This window comes from Halomonas koreensis (assembly GCF_031451675.1).
Classification (GTDB): domain Bacteria; phylum Pseudomonadota; class Gammaproteobacteria; order Pseudomonadales; family Halomonadaceae; genus Halomonas; species Halomonas koreensis.
Genome location: NZ_JARWAK010000002.1, coordinates 1 through 16,367, shown reverse-complemented (window position 1 = coordinate 16,367; position 16,367 = coordinate 1). Strand labels below are relative to the sequence as shown.

At 68.5% G+C, this 16,367-nt stretch carries 16 protein-coding genes and 3 tRNA genes; 11 read left to right on the top strand and 8 right to left on the bottom strand.

Annotated features, from left to right (window positions below):
- Window positions 1–96 precede the first annotated feature (96 nt).
- The 4 genes from QC818_RS02225 to glpK all read right to left on the bottom strand — a co-directional run bounded on the left by QC818_RS02225 (window position 97) and on the right by glpK (window position 1,986).
- Window positions 97–173: transfer RNA gene (locus QC818_RS02225), tRNA-Val, on the bottom strand.
- A gap of 23 nt (window positions 174–196) precedes the next feature.
- Window positions 197–273: transfer RNA gene (locus QC818_RS02220), tRNA-Val, on the bottom strand.
- A 23-nt stretch (window positions 274–296) separates the two neighbouring features.
- Window positions 297–373: transfer RNA gene (locus QC818_RS02215), tRNA-Val, on the bottom strand.
- 104 nt (window positions 374–477) lie between these two features.
- Window positions 478–1,986: a glycerol kinase GlpK gene (gene glpK / locus QC818_RS02210; RefSeq protein ID WP_309651211.1), complete on the bottom strand. Its 1,509-nt coding sequence runs from the start codon at window positions 1,984–1,986 to the stop codon at window positions 478–480.
- 214 nt (window positions 1,987–2,200) lie between these two features.
- On the opposite strand from glpK, the gene QC818_RS02205 reads away from it, so the two are divergent.
- Together QC818_RS02205 and glpD are read left to right on the top strand one after the other, a co-directional pair.
- Window positions 2,201–2,959, top strand: coding sequence for a DeoR/GlpR family transcriptional regulator (locus tag QC818_RS02205; RefSeq protein WP_309651210.1), 759 nt, complete (start codon window positions 2,201–2,203; stop codon window positions 2,957–2,959).
- 150 nt (window positions 2,960–3,109) lie between these two features.
- Entirely contained in the window at window positions 3,110–4,633 is a 1,524-nt protein-coding gene (gene glpD, locus QC818_RS02200) for a glycerol-3-phosphate dehydrogenase (protein ID WP_309651209.1), read from the top strand.
- A 35-nt stretch (window positions 4,634–4,668) separates the two neighbouring features.
- Here glpD and QC818_RS02195 read toward each other — a convergent pair whose 3' ends face one another.
- A complete protein-coding gene (locus QC818_RS02195; protein ID WP_309651208.1) occupies window positions 4,669–5,214 on the bottom strand; it encodes a histidine phosphatase family protein in 546 nt (181 codons plus the stop codon).
- A 174-nt stretch (window positions 5,215–5,388) separates the two neighbouring features.
- Here QC818_RS02195 and phnD point away from each other — a divergent pair, with 174 nt between their 5' ends.
- The 4 genes from phnD (at window position 5,389) to phnE (QC818_RS02175) (ending at window position 8,871) form a co-directional block, all read left to right on the top strand.
- A complete protein-coding gene (phnD, locus tag QC818_RS02190) occupies window positions 5,389–6,390 on the top strand; it encodes a phosphate/phosphite/phosphonate ABC transporter substrate-binding protein (protein ID WP_309651207.1) in 1,002 nt (333 codons plus the stop codon).
- A gap of 78 nt (window positions 6,391–6,468) precedes the next feature.
- Entirely contained in the window at window positions 6,469–7,266 is a 798-nt protein-coding gene (phnC, locus tag QC818_RS02185; protein ID WP_309651206.1) for a phosphonate ABC transporter ATP-binding protein, read from the top strand.
- The gene (gene phnE, locus QC818_RS02180; protein ID WP_309651205.1) at window positions 7,253–8,068 is read left to right on the top strand and encodes a phosphonate ABC transporter, permease protein PhnE; all 816 of its coding nucleotides are present in this window, start codon (window positions 7,253–7,255) and stop codon (window positions 8,066–8,068) included. Before phnC ends, phnE (QC818_RS02180) begins: the two co-directional genes overlap by 14 nt.
- Window positions 8,062–8,871 carry a phosphonate ABC transporter, permease protein PhnE gene (phnE, locus tag QC818_RS02175; RefSeq protein WP_309651204.1) on the top strand — a complete coding sequence of 270 codons (810 nt, stop codon included), beginning with the start codon at window positions 8,062–8,064 and terminating at the stop codon, window positions 8,869–8,871. Before phnE (QC818_RS02180) ends, phnE (QC818_RS02175) begins: the two co-directional genes overlap by 7 nt.
- A gap of 93 nt (window positions 8,872–8,964) precedes the next feature.
- On the opposite strand, the gene QC818_RS02170 is transcribed toward phnE (QC818_RS02175), so the two are convergent.
- On the bottom strand, window positions 8,965–10,344 hold the full coding sequence (locus QC818_RS02170; RefSeq protein ID WP_309651203.1) for a class II fumarate hydratase: 1,380 nt from the start codon (window positions 10,342–10,344) through the stop codon (window positions 8,965–8,967).
- Between the two features lie 195 nt (window positions 10,345–10,539).
- Here QC818_RS02170 and QC818_RS02165 point away from each other — a divergent pair, with 195 nt between their 5' ends.
- The 3 genes from QC818_RS02165 (at window position 10,540) to ehuB (ending at window position 12,536) form a co-directional block, all read left to right on the top strand.
- Window positions 10,540–10,914: a phasin family protein gene (locus tag QC818_RS02165; protein ID WP_309651202.1), complete on the top strand. Its 375-nt coding sequence runs from the start codon at window positions 10,540–10,542 to the stop codon at window positions 10,912–10,914.
- 113 nt (window positions 10,915–11,027) lie between these two features.
- A complete protein-coding gene (locus tag QC818_RS02160; protein WP_309651201.1) occupies window positions 11,028–11,567 on the top strand; it encodes a carboxypeptidase-like regulatory domain-containing protein in 540 nt (179 codons plus the stop codon).
- 93 nt (window positions 11,568–11,660) lie between these two features.
- Entirely contained in the window at window positions 11,661–12,536 is an 876-nt protein-coding gene (ehuB, locus tag QC818_RS02155; protein ID WP_309651200.1) for an ectoine/hydroxyectoine ABC transporter substrate-binding protein EhuB, read from the top strand.
- Window positions 12,537–12,539: 3 nt separating this feature from the next.
- On the opposite strand, the gene hda is transcribed toward ehuB, so the two are convergent.
- Both hda and QC818_RS02145 read right to left on the bottom strand, forming a co-directional pair.
- Entirely contained in the window at window positions 12,540–13,241 is a 702-nt protein-coding gene (gene hda / locus QC818_RS02150) for a DnaA regulatory inactivator Hda (protein WP_309651199.1), read from the bottom strand.
- Complete coding sequence (locus QC818_RS02145; RefSeq protein WP_309651198.1) at window positions 13,238–14,314, bottom strand: AI-2E family transporter; 1,077 nt, start codon at window positions 14,312–14,314, stop codon at window positions 13,238–13,240. The genes hda and QC818_RS02145 overlap by 4 nt, the downstream gene beginning before the upstream one ends.
- Before the next feature lie 141 nt (window positions 14,315–14,455).
- Between QC818_RS02145 and purM the strand changes: the two genes are divergently transcribed.
- Together purM and purN are read left to right on the top strand one after the other, a co-directional pair.
- Window positions 14,456–15,529, top strand: coding sequence for a phosphoribosylformylglycinamidine cyclo-ligase (gene purM, locus QC818_RS02140; protein WP_309651197.1), 1,074 nt, complete (start codon window positions 14,456–14,458; stop codon window positions 15,527–15,529).
- A complete protein-coding gene (purN, locus tag QC818_RS02135) occupies window positions 15,526–16,266 on the top strand; it encodes a phosphoribosylglycinamide formyltransferase (protein ID WP_309651196.1) in 741 nt (246 codons plus the stop codon). The genes purM and purN overlap by 4 nt, the downstream gene beginning before the upstream one ends.
- The last annotated feature ends 101 nt before the right edge of the window (window positions 16,267–16,367 follow it).

Below are 16,367 nucleotides of genomic sequence, written 5' to 3'. Positions count from 1 at the left end.
CACGGCGGGCGGCCCGGCGAGCTGTAGGACATGCCGAACGGCGTCGGCAACGAGAAACGCCCCGGGCCGGTGAGGCCGCGGGGCGTTTCGGGAAGCTGGTAGGACCAGGCGGATTTGAACCGCCGACCTCCACGATGTCAACGTGGCGCTCTAACCAACTGAGCTATGGTCCTGAAGGCGATGTCGCGAGGAAGGCTGGTAGGACCAGGCGGATTTGAACCGCCGACCTCCACGATGTCAACGTGGCGCTCTAACCAACTGAGCTATGGTCCTGCTTCCCGGGCGCGAGGAGGACTTGGTAGGACCAGGCGGATTTGAACCGCCGACCTCCACGATGTCAACGTGGCGCTCTAACCAACTGAGCTATGGTCCTGCCGACGGGCCTCGCTGGCCCTGACAACGGCTGCATATTCTACTCACGCCGGTGGGAAATGCAAGCCCTATTTTCCCGACGGCGCCCGGCCAACCCGCCTGCTATCAGTCACTTGAGCCCGCCTCCTCGGGGCGGGAACGCACCCGCGCCACCGCCTCCTGCCAGCCCTGGTAGAGGCGCTCGCGCTCGGCCTCCGCCATCCGCGGCCGGAAGCTGTCGCCGCAGCGCCACAGGCCGGCGATCTCGTCCAGGTCGCGATACCAGCCGAGCCGCAGCCCGGCCAGGTAGGCCGCCCCCAGGGCGGTGGTCTCCAGCACCTCGGGGCGATCCACGCGCACGCCCAACATGTCGGCGAGGAACTGCATGACCCAGTTGTTGGCGACCATGCCGCCGTCGACCCTCAGGGTCCCCGGCACGGCACTCATGTCATCGCTCATGCAGACCTGCAGGTCGCGGGTCTGGTAACAGACCGCCTGCAGCCCGGCGGCGACGATCTCGGCGATGCCGGTGTCCCGGGTCAGCCCCAGGATGGCCCCGCGCGCCTTGGGATCCCAGTGGGGGGCGCCCAGCCCGGTGAAGGCCGGCACCAGATAGACGCTGTGCCCGCTGGTGGTCTCGCTGGCCAGGGATTCGGTCTCGGCGGCCTCGGCGAACAGCTTCAGCCCGTCGCGCAGCCACTGCACCGTGGCCCCGGCGACGAAGATGCTGCCTTCCATGGCATAGGTCGGCACCCCGTTCAGGCGATAGCCCACGGTGGTGAGCAGGCGATTGCGGGAGACGGCGGCCTGGTCGCCGGTGTTGACGATCATGAAACAGCCGGTGCCATAGGTGCTCTTGCCCATCCCCGGCATGAAGCAGGCCTGCCCCACCAGGGCGGCCTGCTGGTCGCCGGCAACGCCGGCGATGGGCAGCTCGCCACCCAACCAGTCGGCCCTCGCGTGTCCGAAATCGTCGCTGGAGTCCTTGACCTCGGGCAGCACGCTGGCCGGGATGCCGAAGAGATCGAGCAGCTCCGGGTCCCAGCGCTGGGCATGGATGTCGAACAGCGCCGTGCGCGAGGCATTGGTGGCATCGGTGGCATGCACCCGTCCGCCGGTCAAGCGCCAGATCAGGAAGGTATCGATGGTGCCGAAGGCCAGCTCGCCGCGTTCGGCACGCGCCCGGGCGCCCTCGACATGCTCGAGCAACCAGGCCAACTTGGTCGCCGAGAAATAGGGATCGATCAGCAGGCCGGTGCGCGCCTGGACCATGTCGGTGTGGCCGGCGTCGCGCAGGACCCGGCAGGCCTCTGCGGTTCGCCGATCCTGCCAGACGATGGCATTGTGGAGCGGCTTCCCGGTAGCCCTATCCCACAGCAGTGTGGTCTCACGCTGGTTGGTGATGCCGATGCCGGCGATATCCGCCAGCTCCACCCCCTGCCGGGCGACCACCTCGCGACAGGTGGCCAACACCGTTTCCCAGATGGCCTCAGGGTCATGCTCGACCCAGCCATCGGCGGGAAACTCTTGGGGAAACTCGCGTTGAGCGGAGGCGACACTGCGCCCCTCGCGATCGAAGAGGATGGCGCGGGAGCTGGTGGTGCCCTGGTCGATGGCAAGGAGGTAAGAAGCCATGGCAAGCATCCTGGTGTTGTTGAAATACTGGCGCCGTTTCGCTTTCTGCAACCATAATGTTCATTTACGATCACAGAGACTACGCGAGTCACCCCCCTCGCTCAATTGGCACCAGCCAGGGCATGGCTGCGACTTTCGTCTATCGACGGCTCATCAAGATCGCCCTGCAGCATCCGGGTGAATGACGTAGAATCATGGCAATCAAGGAGTTGGCATGAACCCACAGCAACGCCAGGAGAGCATCATCGAGTTGGTACGCCGCCAGGGCTATGCCAGCATCGAGCAGCTCACCGAGCATTTCGCCGTCACCCCCCAGACCATTCGCCGCGACCTCAACCGCCTTTCCGGCGAGGGGCAGATTCGCCGCGTGCATGGCGGCGCAGGGCTCGAGTCCAGCACCGTCAACACCGCCTACGCGATGCGCAAGACCCTCAACCTGGAGGCCAAGCAGCGCATCGCCGCCGACCTCGCCCGCCACATCCCCGATCATGCCTCCCTGTTCATCAACATCGGCACCAGCAACGAAGTGGTTGCCGAGGCACTGCTGGATCACCACGGCCTGGAGGTGATCACCAACAACCTCAACGTGGCCGCCATCCTGCAGCGCAAGGACGACTTCAACGTCATTATCGCCGGCGGCCAGGTACGCCCGCGGGACGGGGGGATCATCGGCGAGGCCGCCATCGACTTCATCAACCAGTTCAAGGTGGATTTCGGCATCATCGGCATTAGCGGCATCGACGAGGACGGCTCGCTCCTGGAGTTCGACTACCAGGAAGTCCGCGTGGCCCAGGCCATCATCCAAAATTCCCGCCAGATCTTTCTCGCCGCGGATCATTCCAAGTTCCAACGCAACCCGGTGGTCCGTCAGGGCAACCTCGCCCAACTGGACGCCCTCTTCACCGACCGCCAGCCCTCCGAGCGCATCCTGCAGATCCTCCGCGACCACGACGTCGACCTGCATATCTCCTGAACCGCATCGCCAGCCCCCTTTCTCCCTCTGGTCGTTACCGGCGGCGAGGTCGACCCACTTGATGTTCGGAAACCATTACTCTATTTTCGTTTCCAAACACATCGTGATCATCCCCAGACACCCCGGCAAGCGTGCCGGCCGGAGCCCTGCATGGCGACTTCTTCAGATTTGCTAGATATCTTCGTGATCGGTGGCGGCATCAACGGCGCCGGCATCGCCGCCGATGCCGCCGGCCGCGGCCTCTCGGTGGGCCTGTGCGAGCAGGCCGACCTGGCCGGCGCCACTTCCTCGGCGAGCAGCAAGCTGATCCACGGCGGACTGCGCTATCTCGAGCACCATGAGTTCCGCCTGGTCCGCGAAGCGCTGCGAGAGCGCGAGGTGCTGCTGGCCAAGGCGCCGCATATCATCTGGCCGCTGCGATTCATCCTTCCCCACCGCCGCCACCTGCGCCCGGCCTGGATGCTGCGTGCCGGCCTCTTCCTCTACGACCACCTCAGCAAGCGCCAGCGCCTGCCCGGCTCCCGCGGCCTCAGGATCACCGCCGCCCAGGGCCTCACGCCGGACATCACCAAGGGCTTCGAGTACTCGGACTGCTGGGTGGACGATGCCCGCCTGGTGGTCCTCAACGCCCTCCAGGCTCGGGAGCATGGCGCCGAGGTCCTGGTCCACACCCGTTGTATCGACGCCCGCGAGGTCGGGGGGCACTGGGAAATCGAGCTCGAGGACACCGACGGCGGGCGGCGCTTCACCCGGCGCGCCAAGACCCTGGTCAATGCCGCCGGCCCCTGGGTCGAGGGCGTGGTCAAGGGCAAGGCCCATCGCCCCTCCCGGTACAGCGTGCGCATGATCCAGGGCAGCCATTTGATCGTGCCCCGCCGCAACCCGGACGATCGCGCCTTCATCCTGCAACACACCGACCAGCGCATCGTCTTCGTGCTGCCCTACGAGGAGGATTTCAGCCTCATCGGCACCACCGACCGAGCCTACGAGGGAGATCCGTCCCGGGCAGAGGCCACCGAGGAGGAAATCGACTACCTGCTGTCGGTGGTCAACGACCACTTCACGACGCCCCTGACCCGCGACGACGTCATCCGCACCTTCGCCGGGGTCCGCCCGCTGTGCGATGACGAGTCCGCCGACCCCTCGGCCATGACCCGCGACTACACCCTGGACCTGGACACCCAGGGCGCCCCGCTGCTGTCGGTGTTTGGCGGCAAGATCACCACCTACCGCAAGCTCGCCGAGGCCGCCCTGTCGGCCCTCGAACCGCACCTGCCCACCATGCAGCCGGCCTGGACCGCCCAGGCGCCCTTGCCGGGAGGCGATATCGGCGATCACGCGAGCTTCACGGCGCGACTGCTCGCCGATTACCCCTATCTGGAGGCCGGCCAGGCGCGTCGCTTCGCCCGCACCTATGGCACCCTGTGCCGGGCCTTCCTCGACGGCCGGGATTCCCAGGCAGCCCTGGGCGAGGCCTTCGGGGCCGGCCTGACCGCCGCCGAGGTCGACTATCTGATCGAGCGTGAGTGGGCGCGCAGCGCGGAGGACATCCTGTGGCGGCGCACCAAGCTGGCCCTGCACCTCAGCGCGCGCGAGCGACAGCGGCTGAGCGATTATCTAGAGACCGCACTCCCGGTCGCCGGGCCGTCGACAAAGCGCCCACGAACCGCCTGAGCGGGCGGCCCGGGACGAGGCCCGACGCCACAGGCTTACCGCGAGGCGAGAAGTGGCGTGACACTGGCCGGCGCCAGGGGCTCGCGCTCCCGGTGGCGGCTCAGCGCCCGCTCCTGCAGGGCGGTCAGCAGGATCTGCAGCGGATCACCGTGGCTGACCAGGAGGATCGTCTCGCCCCGATGACGGCGCTCCAGCTCGTCGAGTACCGACCGCATGCGCGCCGCCACCTGGGTGACCGGCTCGACACCGTCCTGGCAGCGCGCGGGATCCCGGGCGTCCCGAGCCCATACCTCGGCATAGCGGGCGTCGCTGTGTCCCTCGAACTCGCCGAAGTAGCGCTCCCGCAAGCGCGGCTCGGCGGCGAGCGTCAGGCCGAAATGCGCGGCGACGCGCTCCGCGGTCTCGGTGGTCCGACGGAAGTCCGAGTGCAGGATGCGCTGAGGCTCGGCCCACCGCCAGTCGGCCAGCAGGGCATCGAGCTGTGCACGGCCGTGAGGGGAGAGGCCGAACGCCACCAGGCCGCGCGGCGGCGCGCTGATGATGCGTCCCTCCTGGTTGGCCAGGCTGTGGCCGTGACGCATCAGCAGATAGTGATTTCGCCATGACCCAGCGGGAGGGAAAGCATTTGACATAGTTTCGCGACAAACCCTAGATTGATGGTGAATATTCGGATTCAATCATCTGCATTTCACTGATGTCGATATCCGAACATGCAATACCCCACATGCGCTAGAACAATAATCGTGAGGCACGCCATGATCCATCCTTCCGCCCGCGCCGGCACTTTCCCGCTCGCCCCCATCGCCTTCTCCGCGCTGCTGCCGCTGGCCCTGCTGTCGGGCCAGGCACAGGCACAGGAGGACTGCGAGCGCGGCGCCCTGGCCGAAATCTACTGCGACGAGAACGGCGACATGGTCGCCGACCGTCCCGCCGACCAATCGGAGTGGGCCAACCCGGACACCCTGATCTTCGCCTACACCCCGGTCGAGGATCCGGCCATCTACTCCGATATCTGGCAACCGTTCATCGAACACCTCGAAGAGGTCACCGATCGCGACGTGCGCTTCTTCGCCGTGCAGTCCAACTCGGCCCAGGTCGAGGCCATGCGCAGCGGCCGCCTGCACATCGCCGGCTTCTCCACCGGCCCCACGCCCTTCGCCGTCAACCTGGCGGGCGCGGTGCCCTTCGCCTTGATGGGCGCCGAGGACGGGCGCTTCGGCTACACCCTGCAGCTCTATACCCACGTCGACTCCGGCATCGACGAGATGGAGGACCTCAAGGGCAAGCGCGTCGCCCACACCTCGCCGACCTCCAACTCCGGCAACCAGGCCCCGCGGGCGCTGTTCCCGGAGATGGGCATCGTGCCCGGCGAGGACTACGAGGTCGTCTACTCCGGCAGCCACGACCAGTCGATGCTCGGCGTGGTGGCCCAGGACTACGACGCCGCCCCGGTGGCCTCGGAAGTGGTCGAGCGCATGGCCGCCCGCGGCCTCTATGATCCGGAGGACGTGAAGATCCTCTACGAGTCCGACAGCTTCCCGACCACCTCCTACAACTACGCCCACAACCTGCACCCGGATCTGGTCGACAAGATCGAGGAGGCCTTCTTCAGCTTCGAGTTCGAAGGCACCGAACTCGGCGAAGAGTTCGAAGGCGTCGAGAAGTTCATCCCCATCAACTACCAGGACAACTGGCAGGTCATCCGCACCATCCAGAGCGCCAACGGCGTCGAGTACACCCCCGACAACCTGCAGTAAGCCTCGCGCGTCCGCGACGCCGGCCTCTGCGGAAGGTCGGCGTCATTGTCTTGGTGACCCTTTCTCGACGGATCCCTCATGCTAGAGATATCCCACCTTATCAAGCGCTACGGCCGCGACGAGCCGGTCCTCAAGGGGCTCGACCTGACCGTGGAAGGCAACAGCGTCGTCTCGATCGTGGGCGCCTCCGGCGCCGGCAAGAGCACCATGCTGCGCTGCATCAACCGCCTGGTGGAGCCCACCTCGGGCTCGATCAGGCTCAACGGCACCGAGCTGGTCGCGCTGCGCCACGCCGAGCTGCGCCGCGCCCGACGCAAGATCGGCATGGTCTTCCAGGGCTTCAACCTGATCGACCGCCTCACCGTGATGGAGAACGTGCTGGCCGGGCGGCTCGGCTACGTGAACCTCTTCCAGGCCATCACCCGCCGCTACCCGGAGGCCGACATCGAGCGCGCCTTCGTGTTGATGGAGCGCGTGGGCATCGCCCACTACGCCAACAAGCGCGCCGACGAACTCTCCGGCGGCGAGCGCCAGCGGGTGGGCGTGGTGCGGGCGCTGATGCAGGAACCCGAGGTGTTGCTCGCCGACGAGCCCACGGCCTCGCTCGACCCGCGCACCTCCGAGCAGATCATGGTGCTGCTGCAGAGCCTGGCCAGCGAGCTGTCGCTGCCGGTGCTGATCAACATCCACAACGTGGCCCAAGCCAGGGCCTACACCGACCGCATCGTCGGACTGCGCCACGGCACCATGATCTTCGACGGCGCCCCCACGGACTTCGACAAGGAGGCCCTGGACGCCATCTACGGCGGCATCGAGGCGCCGGAGGACGAACTCGCCCCGCCCGCCGCGGAGGAGGTGCGCGATGGCCAAGCCTGACCGCGATGGCTCCGCCTCGCCGCGCACCTGGCGCAAGCCGCCCTTCATCGCCAATCCGCTGGTGCGCTACGGCCTGCTGGTGGTATTGGCGGCCTACCTGGCCTGGGCGCTGGGCACCCTGCCCTTCAACTGGGAACGCATCAGCGAGGGCCTGCCGCGAGCGGCGCGCATCTTCGGCGGCGGCTTCCCGCCGAGCCTGTCGCGTTTCGACCTGCTGCTCACCGGCTTCACCGAGAGCCTGCAGATCGCCATCCTGGCGACCCTGCTCGGCGTGATGCTGTCGGTGCCCTTCGCGGTGATGGCGGCCCGCAACGTCGCCCCCCTGCCGATCTACCTGCTGGGACGCGCGGTGATCATCGTCTCGCGCAGCTTCCACCCGGTGATCGTCGCCATCCTGTTCGTGGCGGCGGTAGGCTTCGGCCCGCTGGCGGGGATCCTGACCCTGACCCTCTACTCGATCGGCTTCGTCGGCAAGCTGCTTGCCGAGGAGATCGAGGAGATCGACTGGGGACAGGTGGAGGCGATGCGCTCCACCGGCGCCGGCTATCTGGCGACGCTCTTCTACGCCGTCTTCCCGCAGATCCTGCCCCGCCAGGTGGGGCTCTCCATGTATCAGCTCGACAGCAACCTGCGAGCCTCCGCGGTGGTCGGCATCGTGGGGGCCGGCGGCATCGGCAGCACCCTGATGAACGCCTTCGGGCGCTACGACTACGACTTCGCCTTCGCCATCCTGCTGGTGATCATCGCGGTGATCCTGGCCAGCGAAGGCGTCAGCGGCTGGGTAAGGAAGAAGATATGGTAGACGACGCCGAGCTCTTGGCCGATCGCGTTTGGCGACGGCACAACCCCAAGCAGCAGCTGATCCGCTACGGCGTGCTGCTGCTGACCCTGATGGTGGTGGTCTGGGCGATCAGCGACATCGACATCTTCTGGCCCTGGGTGTGGGACGCGCCCAACCAGATCTCGAGCCTCGGCGCCCGCATGTGGCCGCCGGACCCGACCCGGCTCGCCGAGATCGTCGAGGCGATGATCGAGACGGTGCACATCGCCACCCTGGCGACCATGCTCACCGTGTTCATCGCCCTGCCGGTCTCCTACATCGCCGCCCAGAACACCACGCCCAACCGCGCCTGCCTGTGGCTGGGGCGCTTCATCCTGGTCTCCAGCCGCTCGGTGAACACCATCATCTGGGCGCTGCTGTTCGTGGCGATCTTCGGCCCCGGGGTGCTGGCGGGGATACTGGCCATCATGTTCCGTTCGGTGGGCTTCATCGGCAAGCTGATGGGCGAGGCCATCGAGGAGATCGACCGCCGCCCGGTGGAGGCCATGGAGGCCACCGGCGCCTCCAAGGCCAAGGTGATCGCCTACGCGGTGGTGCCCCAGGTGATGCCGGCATTCTTCGCCATCGTCATCCTGCGCTGGGACATCAACATCCGCGAGTCCACGGTGCTGGGGCTGGTCGGCGCCGGCGGCATCGGAGTGATCCTGCAGGGCTCCATCGACACCTTCGCCTGGCCCACCGTAGCCACCATCCTGATCGCCATCATCGCCCTGGTGCTGGTCGGCGAGGCGGTGACCGGCCTGTTGCGTCGCAAGGTGCTCTAGCCGTCGGGAGCCATCCTGTCTACCAGCCGGCCTGGCGACGTGTCCTCGGCGCTCCGATCTCCGCGATGGCCCTGCGCCGGATGCCGCCCGAGCCTACTGCGGTAGCCCGCCCCGGGTCAGCGCGGCCGGATCCAGCAGCCGCTCCAGTTCCTCGCGGCTCAGCTCGGTGTCCTCCTCGGCCACGTCGAGGATCGGGCGCCCGGCCTGGTAGGCCCGCTTGGCGATCGCCGCCGCGGCGTCGTAGCCGATCACCGCGTTCAGCGCGGTCACCAGGATCGGATTGCGCGACAGCGGCTCGCGCAGGTTGTCCTCGCGCACCTTGAAGGTGGCGATGGCACGATCGGCCAGCAGCCGCGCCGTGTTGGCCATCAGGGTGATCGACGTCAGCAGGTTGTGGGCCACCAGGGGCAGCATGACGTTGAGCTGGAAGTTGCCGCTCTGGCCGGCCACGGTGACCGCCGCGTCGAGCCCGATCACCTGGGCCGCGGCCTGGGCGGCGGATTCGGGAATCACCGGGTTGACCTTGCCGGGCATGATGGAACTGCCCGGCTGCAGGGCCTCCAGCTCGATCTCGCCGAGACCGGCCAGCGGGCCGGAGTTCATCCAGCGCAGGTCGTTGGCGATCTTCATGACCACGCAGGCCAGGCCCTTGAGCTGGCCGGAAAGCTCGACCGCGGCGTCCTGGCCGCCCAGGCTGGCGAAGAAGCTGTCGCTGGGCGAGAGCGCCAGGCCGGTCTGCCGGCCGAGCTCCCGGGCCATCCGCTCGGCGAACTCGGGGTGGGCATTGATGCCGGTGCCCACCGCGGTGCCGCCCTGAGCCAGCCGGCCAAGCCGCGGCATGGCGGCGTCGAAGCGCTCGATGGCCTGGGCCACCTGGCTCGACCAGCCGCCGAGCTCCTGGCTCATGCGCAGCGGCATGGCATCCATCAGGTGGGTGCGACCGGTCTTGACCACGCCATCGAGTTCGGCGGCGCGCACGTCGATGGTCTCGTGCAGGTGCACCAGCGCCGGGCGCAGCTCGCGGGTCACCTCGAGGGCGGCGGACAGGTGCAGCGCCGTGGGGATGACGTCGTTGCTCGACTGCCCCATGTTGACGTGATCGTTGGGCCCCACCGGCAGGTCGTCGCGCCCGGCCAGGCGGGCGATCACCTCGTTGACGTTCATGTTGCTGGAGGTGCCTGACCCGGTCTGGAAGACGTCGACGGGAAACTGGTCGTCGTGCTCCCCGGCGATGACCGCCTCGGCGGCGGCGGCGATCGCCGCGGCGCGCTCGGCGTCGAGCAGGCCCAGCTCGCGGTTGACCCGCGCCGCCGCCAGCTTGATGCGGGCGATGGCGTGCACGAAGGCCGACGGCATCGCCTGGCCGGACACCGGGAAATTGTTCACCGCCCGCTGGGTCTGGGCCCCGTAGAGGGCATCGGCCGGGACCTTCAGCTCGCCCATGCTGTCGCGTTCGATGCGCTGCTCGCTCATGTTCGGCTCCTGCGATGACGTGTCCTGACACCATGGTGGCGGCCGCGGCCCCTTGCAAGGCGGCGATGAAAAACCGCGCCCGCGCATGTTGCATTGCACAAAAGAGCCTGCTATGTTGCACTGCAACAGACGCGAGAAGGCATCGGCATCCTGCCCCGGCCTTCGAGATGAACGCCACCCAAGGAGGCGAAGACGATGCAACCGTTCGACACCAAGCCCTACACCGAGCAGCTCGACGCCCTCTTCCTCGGCCCGGCCCGCGCCTACGCCGGCCTGACCGTGGATTTCGCCGAGAAGCTGACCCACGCCCAGCTGGAAGCCGGCCGCGCCTACGCCGAGACCGGCCTGGCCCAGCTGCGCGCCCTGGTCGACGTCAAGGACGCCGAAGGCCTGCGCAGCTACATGGAAGGCCAGCAGAAGGTCGCCAAGGAGCTCACCGAGCGCCTCAAGGGCGACGCCGAGAAGGTCGCTTCCCTGCAGCAGGACTTCGTCCAGCAGAGCCAGAAGCTGACCGAGGAGAACGTCAAGCAGGCCACCGAGACCGCCAGCAAGGCCACCAAGTCGGCCTGACGCGCCCTCGAAGGCCGAGGACCCGACGGGGCCCCCGCGACGGCGGGGGCCCCGTCGTCGTTTCTGCGGTATCCTCTCCTGCGCACAGGGCAACCCCCAACCGGGAGAGTGCGATGAAACACCCCTTACTTCCCGTCTTGCTGGGCGCGATCCTGGCAGGCTGCCAGGTGCTGCCGCCGGAGGGCGTCACTCGCCGCGATGCCCCGCCGGAGGTGATCGACATCGGCGAGGACCGTCCCGCCACGCCGGGCCGCGTGCCGCGCCGGGTGCCCTTCCCGGCCGAGCAGTACGCCGCCCTGGACAAGACCGGCAACGCCGCCCTGAGCGGCCGGCTGACCCTGAACGGCCGCGCGGGCACCGTGATCGGCGCCGGCGAGACGATCTCGGTGGCCCCGGTCACCACCTACTCCGCCGAGGCCGCCGAGCAGGCCCTGGCCGGCCGCGCCGTGGAGCCCGCCGACCCGCGGGCCCGAGCCTATACCCACACCACTCGCACCGACGCCGACGGCTACTTCCGCCTGCGCGGCCTGCCCGCGGGGGACTTCTATGTCTCCGGGAGCCTGGTCGATCCGGCCACGGGTCGCCGCCGCATCATCATCCACCAGGTGTCCTTGGCCGACGGCCAGCACCGTGAGGTACGCCTCCACCGCTGAGGTCCGCCATGGCGACGGATCGGCCAGGCATCTACCCTGAAGGCGACCCCGCGGTGGCCATCCGGTCCCGCGAGTCCGGAAGGGAGACACGAGATGGAAAGGAGCACTGAGGCTCGAAGTTCCACCCGCCTGGCCATCTGGGGGCTGCCGCTGAGCCTCGCCGTGGCGATGCCGGCTCCTGCCGCTAACCTGGCCGAGCTCCAGGACAACGGCAGCATCCGCGTGGCGGTGGCCGACGAGCGACCCTACGGCTACCTGGACGAGGACGGCGAGGGCCGCGGTGCCGGTCCCGACGTGGCTCGTCATGTCCTCGGAGAGCTGGGCATCGCGGAGATCGAATGGGTGGTGACGGACTTCGGCGAGCTGATCCCCGGTCTCGAGGAAGGCCGCTTCGACATGGCCGCCGCCGAGATGGCCATTCGCCCGGCCCGTTGCGAGCGGGTCCTGTTTTCCGCACCCAATACCTCCTACGGAGAGGGGCTGCTGGTGCGGGCCTCGAACCCGCTCGAGATCGGCGGCTATGCCGACTTCGCCGAACGCGATGACCTACGTATCGCCGTGCTGGAGGGGGCGACCCAGGTCGGCATGATGGCGACGCTCGGGGTGCCCGATGACCGGGTGGTGAGGATCGCCGAGAACGCCGCGGCCATCGACACCCTACTCGGCGGCCAGGCCGACGCCTATGCCGGTACCGGCCTCACCGTGAGCCAACTGGACGAGCAGAACCCCGAGGTCGAGGTGGTACAGAACTTCGAGGACCCGGTGATCGACGGCGAGATCGTGCGCAGCTGGGGCGCCTTCACCTTCCCGCCGGATGCCGAGAGCCTGCGCGACGCCTTCGACGAGGAGCTGCTCGACTACCGCAACACCCAGGCCTGGGAAGACACCCTAGCCGGCTACGGCTTCACCCAGGATGACATCCTCAATGCCTTCCGCTTCGATGCCGACTGGCTGTGCAGCCGGGACTGACCGCTACCAGCCCAGCGCCTGCTTGACGAAGGGAATGGTCAGCTTGCGCTGGGCGGAGAGCGAGGCGTGGTCCAGGGTCTCCAGCGCCTCGAAGAGGGCATCCAGGCGGCGCGGGCCGCGATGCAGGATGTAGCGCGCCACCTCGTCGGGCAGCTGCATGCCGCGCACCCGGGCGCGCAGCTGCAGGGCGGCCAGGCGCCCCTCGTCGTCCAGCCCCTGGACGTGGTAGGTCATACCCCAGGTCAGCCGCGAGGCCAGATCGGGCAGCTTCACGCCGAGCTGACGCGGTGGCGCCTGGGCGGCGATCACCAGACGCCGCCCGGCATCGCGCAGCCGGTTGAAGGCGTGGAAGAGGCCCTCCTCCCAGCGCTTGCGCCCCACCACCCGGTCCAGGTCGTCGATGACCACCAGATCGAGCCGCTCCGCGTCCTCCAGCATCAGCGGCGGGAAGTGGCCCAGCTCTTCCAGCGGCAGGTAGAGCGCGCGCCGGTCGCGGTCGGAGGCGGCATGGCAGGCCGCCTGCAGCAGGTGGCTGCGGCCCACGCCCTCGCTCCCCCACAGGTACAGGAAGGGCTCGCCGTCATCGTCGAGCTGGTGACGCAGGCGGTCGACCAGGCCGGCGTTGGGCCCGGGATGGTAGTTGGCGAAGGTGGCGTCGTCGCGCAGCCCCACGCCCAGCGGCAGCTGCGCGGGTGCTCGGCTCATGGCGACTCCTCGTCCGGGGGGCGGTGGCCCGCGTCATAAAGTGTGCTGTTTTTATAATGCTCATGGAGATAACGCAACACCACCATGATCACCGCGGCCACCGGCAGCGCCAGCAGCACGCCGGTGAAGCCGAACAGCTGCCCGCCGGCCAGCACCGCGAAGATCACCGCCACCGGGTGCAGGCCGATCTTGTCGCCGAGCAGCTTGGGCTGCAGCACCGTGCTCTCGACCAGCTGGCCGAGGCCGAAGACGCCCCCCACGGCCAGCAGCATCAGGATGTCGCCGAACTGGAAGAAGGTCACCAGCCCGGCCACCCCGATGCCCACGATCACGCCCAGGTAGGGCACGATGCTGGCCAGCCCCGACAGCAGGCCGATCAGCAGGCCGAACTTCACCCCCAGCAGGGTCAGCCCCAGGGCGTAGATGATGCCCAGGCAGAGCATGACGATCAGTTGGCCGCGCAGGAAGGCCGACAGCACCTCGTCGCACTCGCCGGCCAGGCGCACCGCCGCGGGCTCCCAGTGGCGGGGCAGCGAGGCGCGCACCTTGGCCACCAGGATGTCCCAGTCCAGCAGCAGGTAGAAGGTCACCACCGGGATCAGCGCCAGGTTGCCGACCCAGGCGGCCAGCGCCAGCCCCGAGCGCGACACCTGGGCCAGCAGGCTGGCGGCGACGGTGCCGGTCTCGCGCCAGTTGTCGAGCAGCCCCCGGCGCAGCTGGTCGACGTCGGTGCCCAGGTCGATGCCGGTCAGGTCACGGAGGCGCGGGACCAGGGTGGTCTGCATCCAGTCCAGCGCCACCGGCAGCAGCTCGATGAGCTGACCGAGCTGGCGGCCCAGCACCGGGATCACCAGCAGCAGGACCGTCACGATGGTCAGCGTCAGCAGCAGGAACACCACCGACACCGACAGCCGCCGCGACAGCCCCATGGCCTCCAGCCGATCGGCGAGCGGATCCCCCAGGTAGGCCAGCACCATGCTGACGAAAAACGGCATCAGCACCGGCTCGATGCTGATGAAGAACCACAGTCCGATGGCCGCCAGAACGGCCAGGATCCACCCCTGTCTGCGCATCGCGCTCTCCCTGTGTGATGCCCGGCGCGGCGGTGCGAGCCGCGCGCCGGGATGCTACAATTCCCGCCCCATCTTGCCCAGCCCGGCGGGGCCGTGAGCTGCGCGGGCTGCTTCGATCGCAATGTTCATACAGGACAGGCCATGACCGATTCCACCAATCCCCCGAACGGCGCCTCCCTCAGCTACAAGGACGCCGGGGTCGACATCGATGCCGGCAACGCCCTGGTCGACCGCATCAAGGGCGTCGCCCGTCGCACCAGCCGCCCCGAGGTCATGGGCGGGCTCGGCGGTTTCGGGGCCCTGTGCCAGCTGCCCGCCGGCTACCGCGAGCCGGTGCTGGTCACCGGCACCGACGGCGTGGGCACCAAGCTGCGCCTGGCCATGGACCTGTGCCGCCACGACACCATCGGCATCGACCTGGTGGCCATGTGCGTCAACGATCTGGTGGTGGCCGGCGCCGAGCCGCTGCTGTTCCTCGACTACTATGCCACGGGCAGGCTGGACGTGGACATCGCCGCCGACGTGGTGACCGGCATCGGCGAGGGCTGCGAGCAGGCCGGCTGCGCCCTGGTGGGCGGCGAGACCGCCGAGATGCCGGGCATGTACGAGGGCAACGACTACGACCTGGCCGGCTTCTGCGTCGGCGTGGTGGAGAAGGACGAGATCCTCGACGGCAGCCGGGTCGCCGAGGGCGACGTCCTGCTGGGCATGGCCTCCTCCGGCCCGCACTCCAACGGCTACTCGCTGATCCGCAAGATCCTCGAGGTCTCCGACGCCTCCCTGGACACCGCCATCGACGGCCGGCCGCTGGGCGAGGCGCTGCTGGCGCCGACCCGCATCTACGTCAAGCCGCTGCTGTCGCTGATCAAGGAGACCGACGTGCCGGTGCACGCCCTGTCGCATATCACCGGCGGCGGCCTCACCGAGAACCTGCCCCGGGTGCTGCCCGAGGGGGCCGCGGCGCGCGTCGACGTGGCCAGCTGGGAGCGCCCGGCGGTGTTCGACTGGCTGCAGCGCCAGGGCAACGTCGCGGAGGACGAGATGTACCGGGTACTGAACTGCGGCATCGGCATGGTGCTGGCGGTGCCGGCCGACAAGGCCGACCAGGCCCGCGCCCACCTGCAGGGCCTGGGCGAGACGGTCTACCGCATCGGCGAGATCGTCGCCCGCGGCGAGGATGACGAGGCGGTCCAGCTGGAGAACCTCGAGGCATGAGCGAGAACGGCTACGCGAGCGACACCCTGAACGACTTCGCCGCCGAACCCGCCGAGGAGCGGCGGGTGGTGGTGCTGATCTCCGGCAACGGCAGCAACCTCCAGGCGCTGATCGACGAACAGAGCCACGACCGGCTGGGCGGCCGGATCGTCGCGGTGATCGCCAATCAGGCCGACGCCTACGGCCTGCAGCGCGCCCGCGAGGCCGGCATCGACGCCGTCGCCCTGCCCCATCGCGAGTACGAGAGCCGCGAGGCCTACGACGGCGCCCTCATCAAGGTCATCGAGCGCCACGAGCCCGACCTGGTGGTGCTGGCCGGCTTCATGCGCATTCTCACCCCGCGCTTCGTGCAACGCTTCCTGGGGCGGTTGATCAACATCCACCCCTCGCTGCTGCCGGCCTACCAGGGCCTGCATACCCATGCCCGGGCGCTGGCCGACGGCGTCGCCGAGCACGGCTGCAGCGTGCACTTCGTCACCGAGGAACTCGACGGCGGCCCGGTGGCGCTCCAGGCCGCGGTGGCCGTCGCCCCGGACGAGACCGAGGACAGCCTGAAGGAGAAGGTCCAGGCCCGCGAGCACCTGATCTACCCGATCGCGGTGAAGTGGTGCCTGGAAGGCCGGCTCCGGTTCGGCGAGGGCGGCGCCCGCTTCGACGGCACGCCGCTGCCGCCCACCGGCCTGCGCCTCTCCCACGCCGACGCCGCCGAGGAGCTGGACGAGGACGCGGAGGAGTAGGTTCGAGGTTCGAGGTTCGAGGTTCGAGGTTCGAGGTTCGAGGTTCGAGGTTCGAGGTTCGAGGTTCGAGGTTCGAGGTTCGAGGTTCGAGGTTCGAGGTT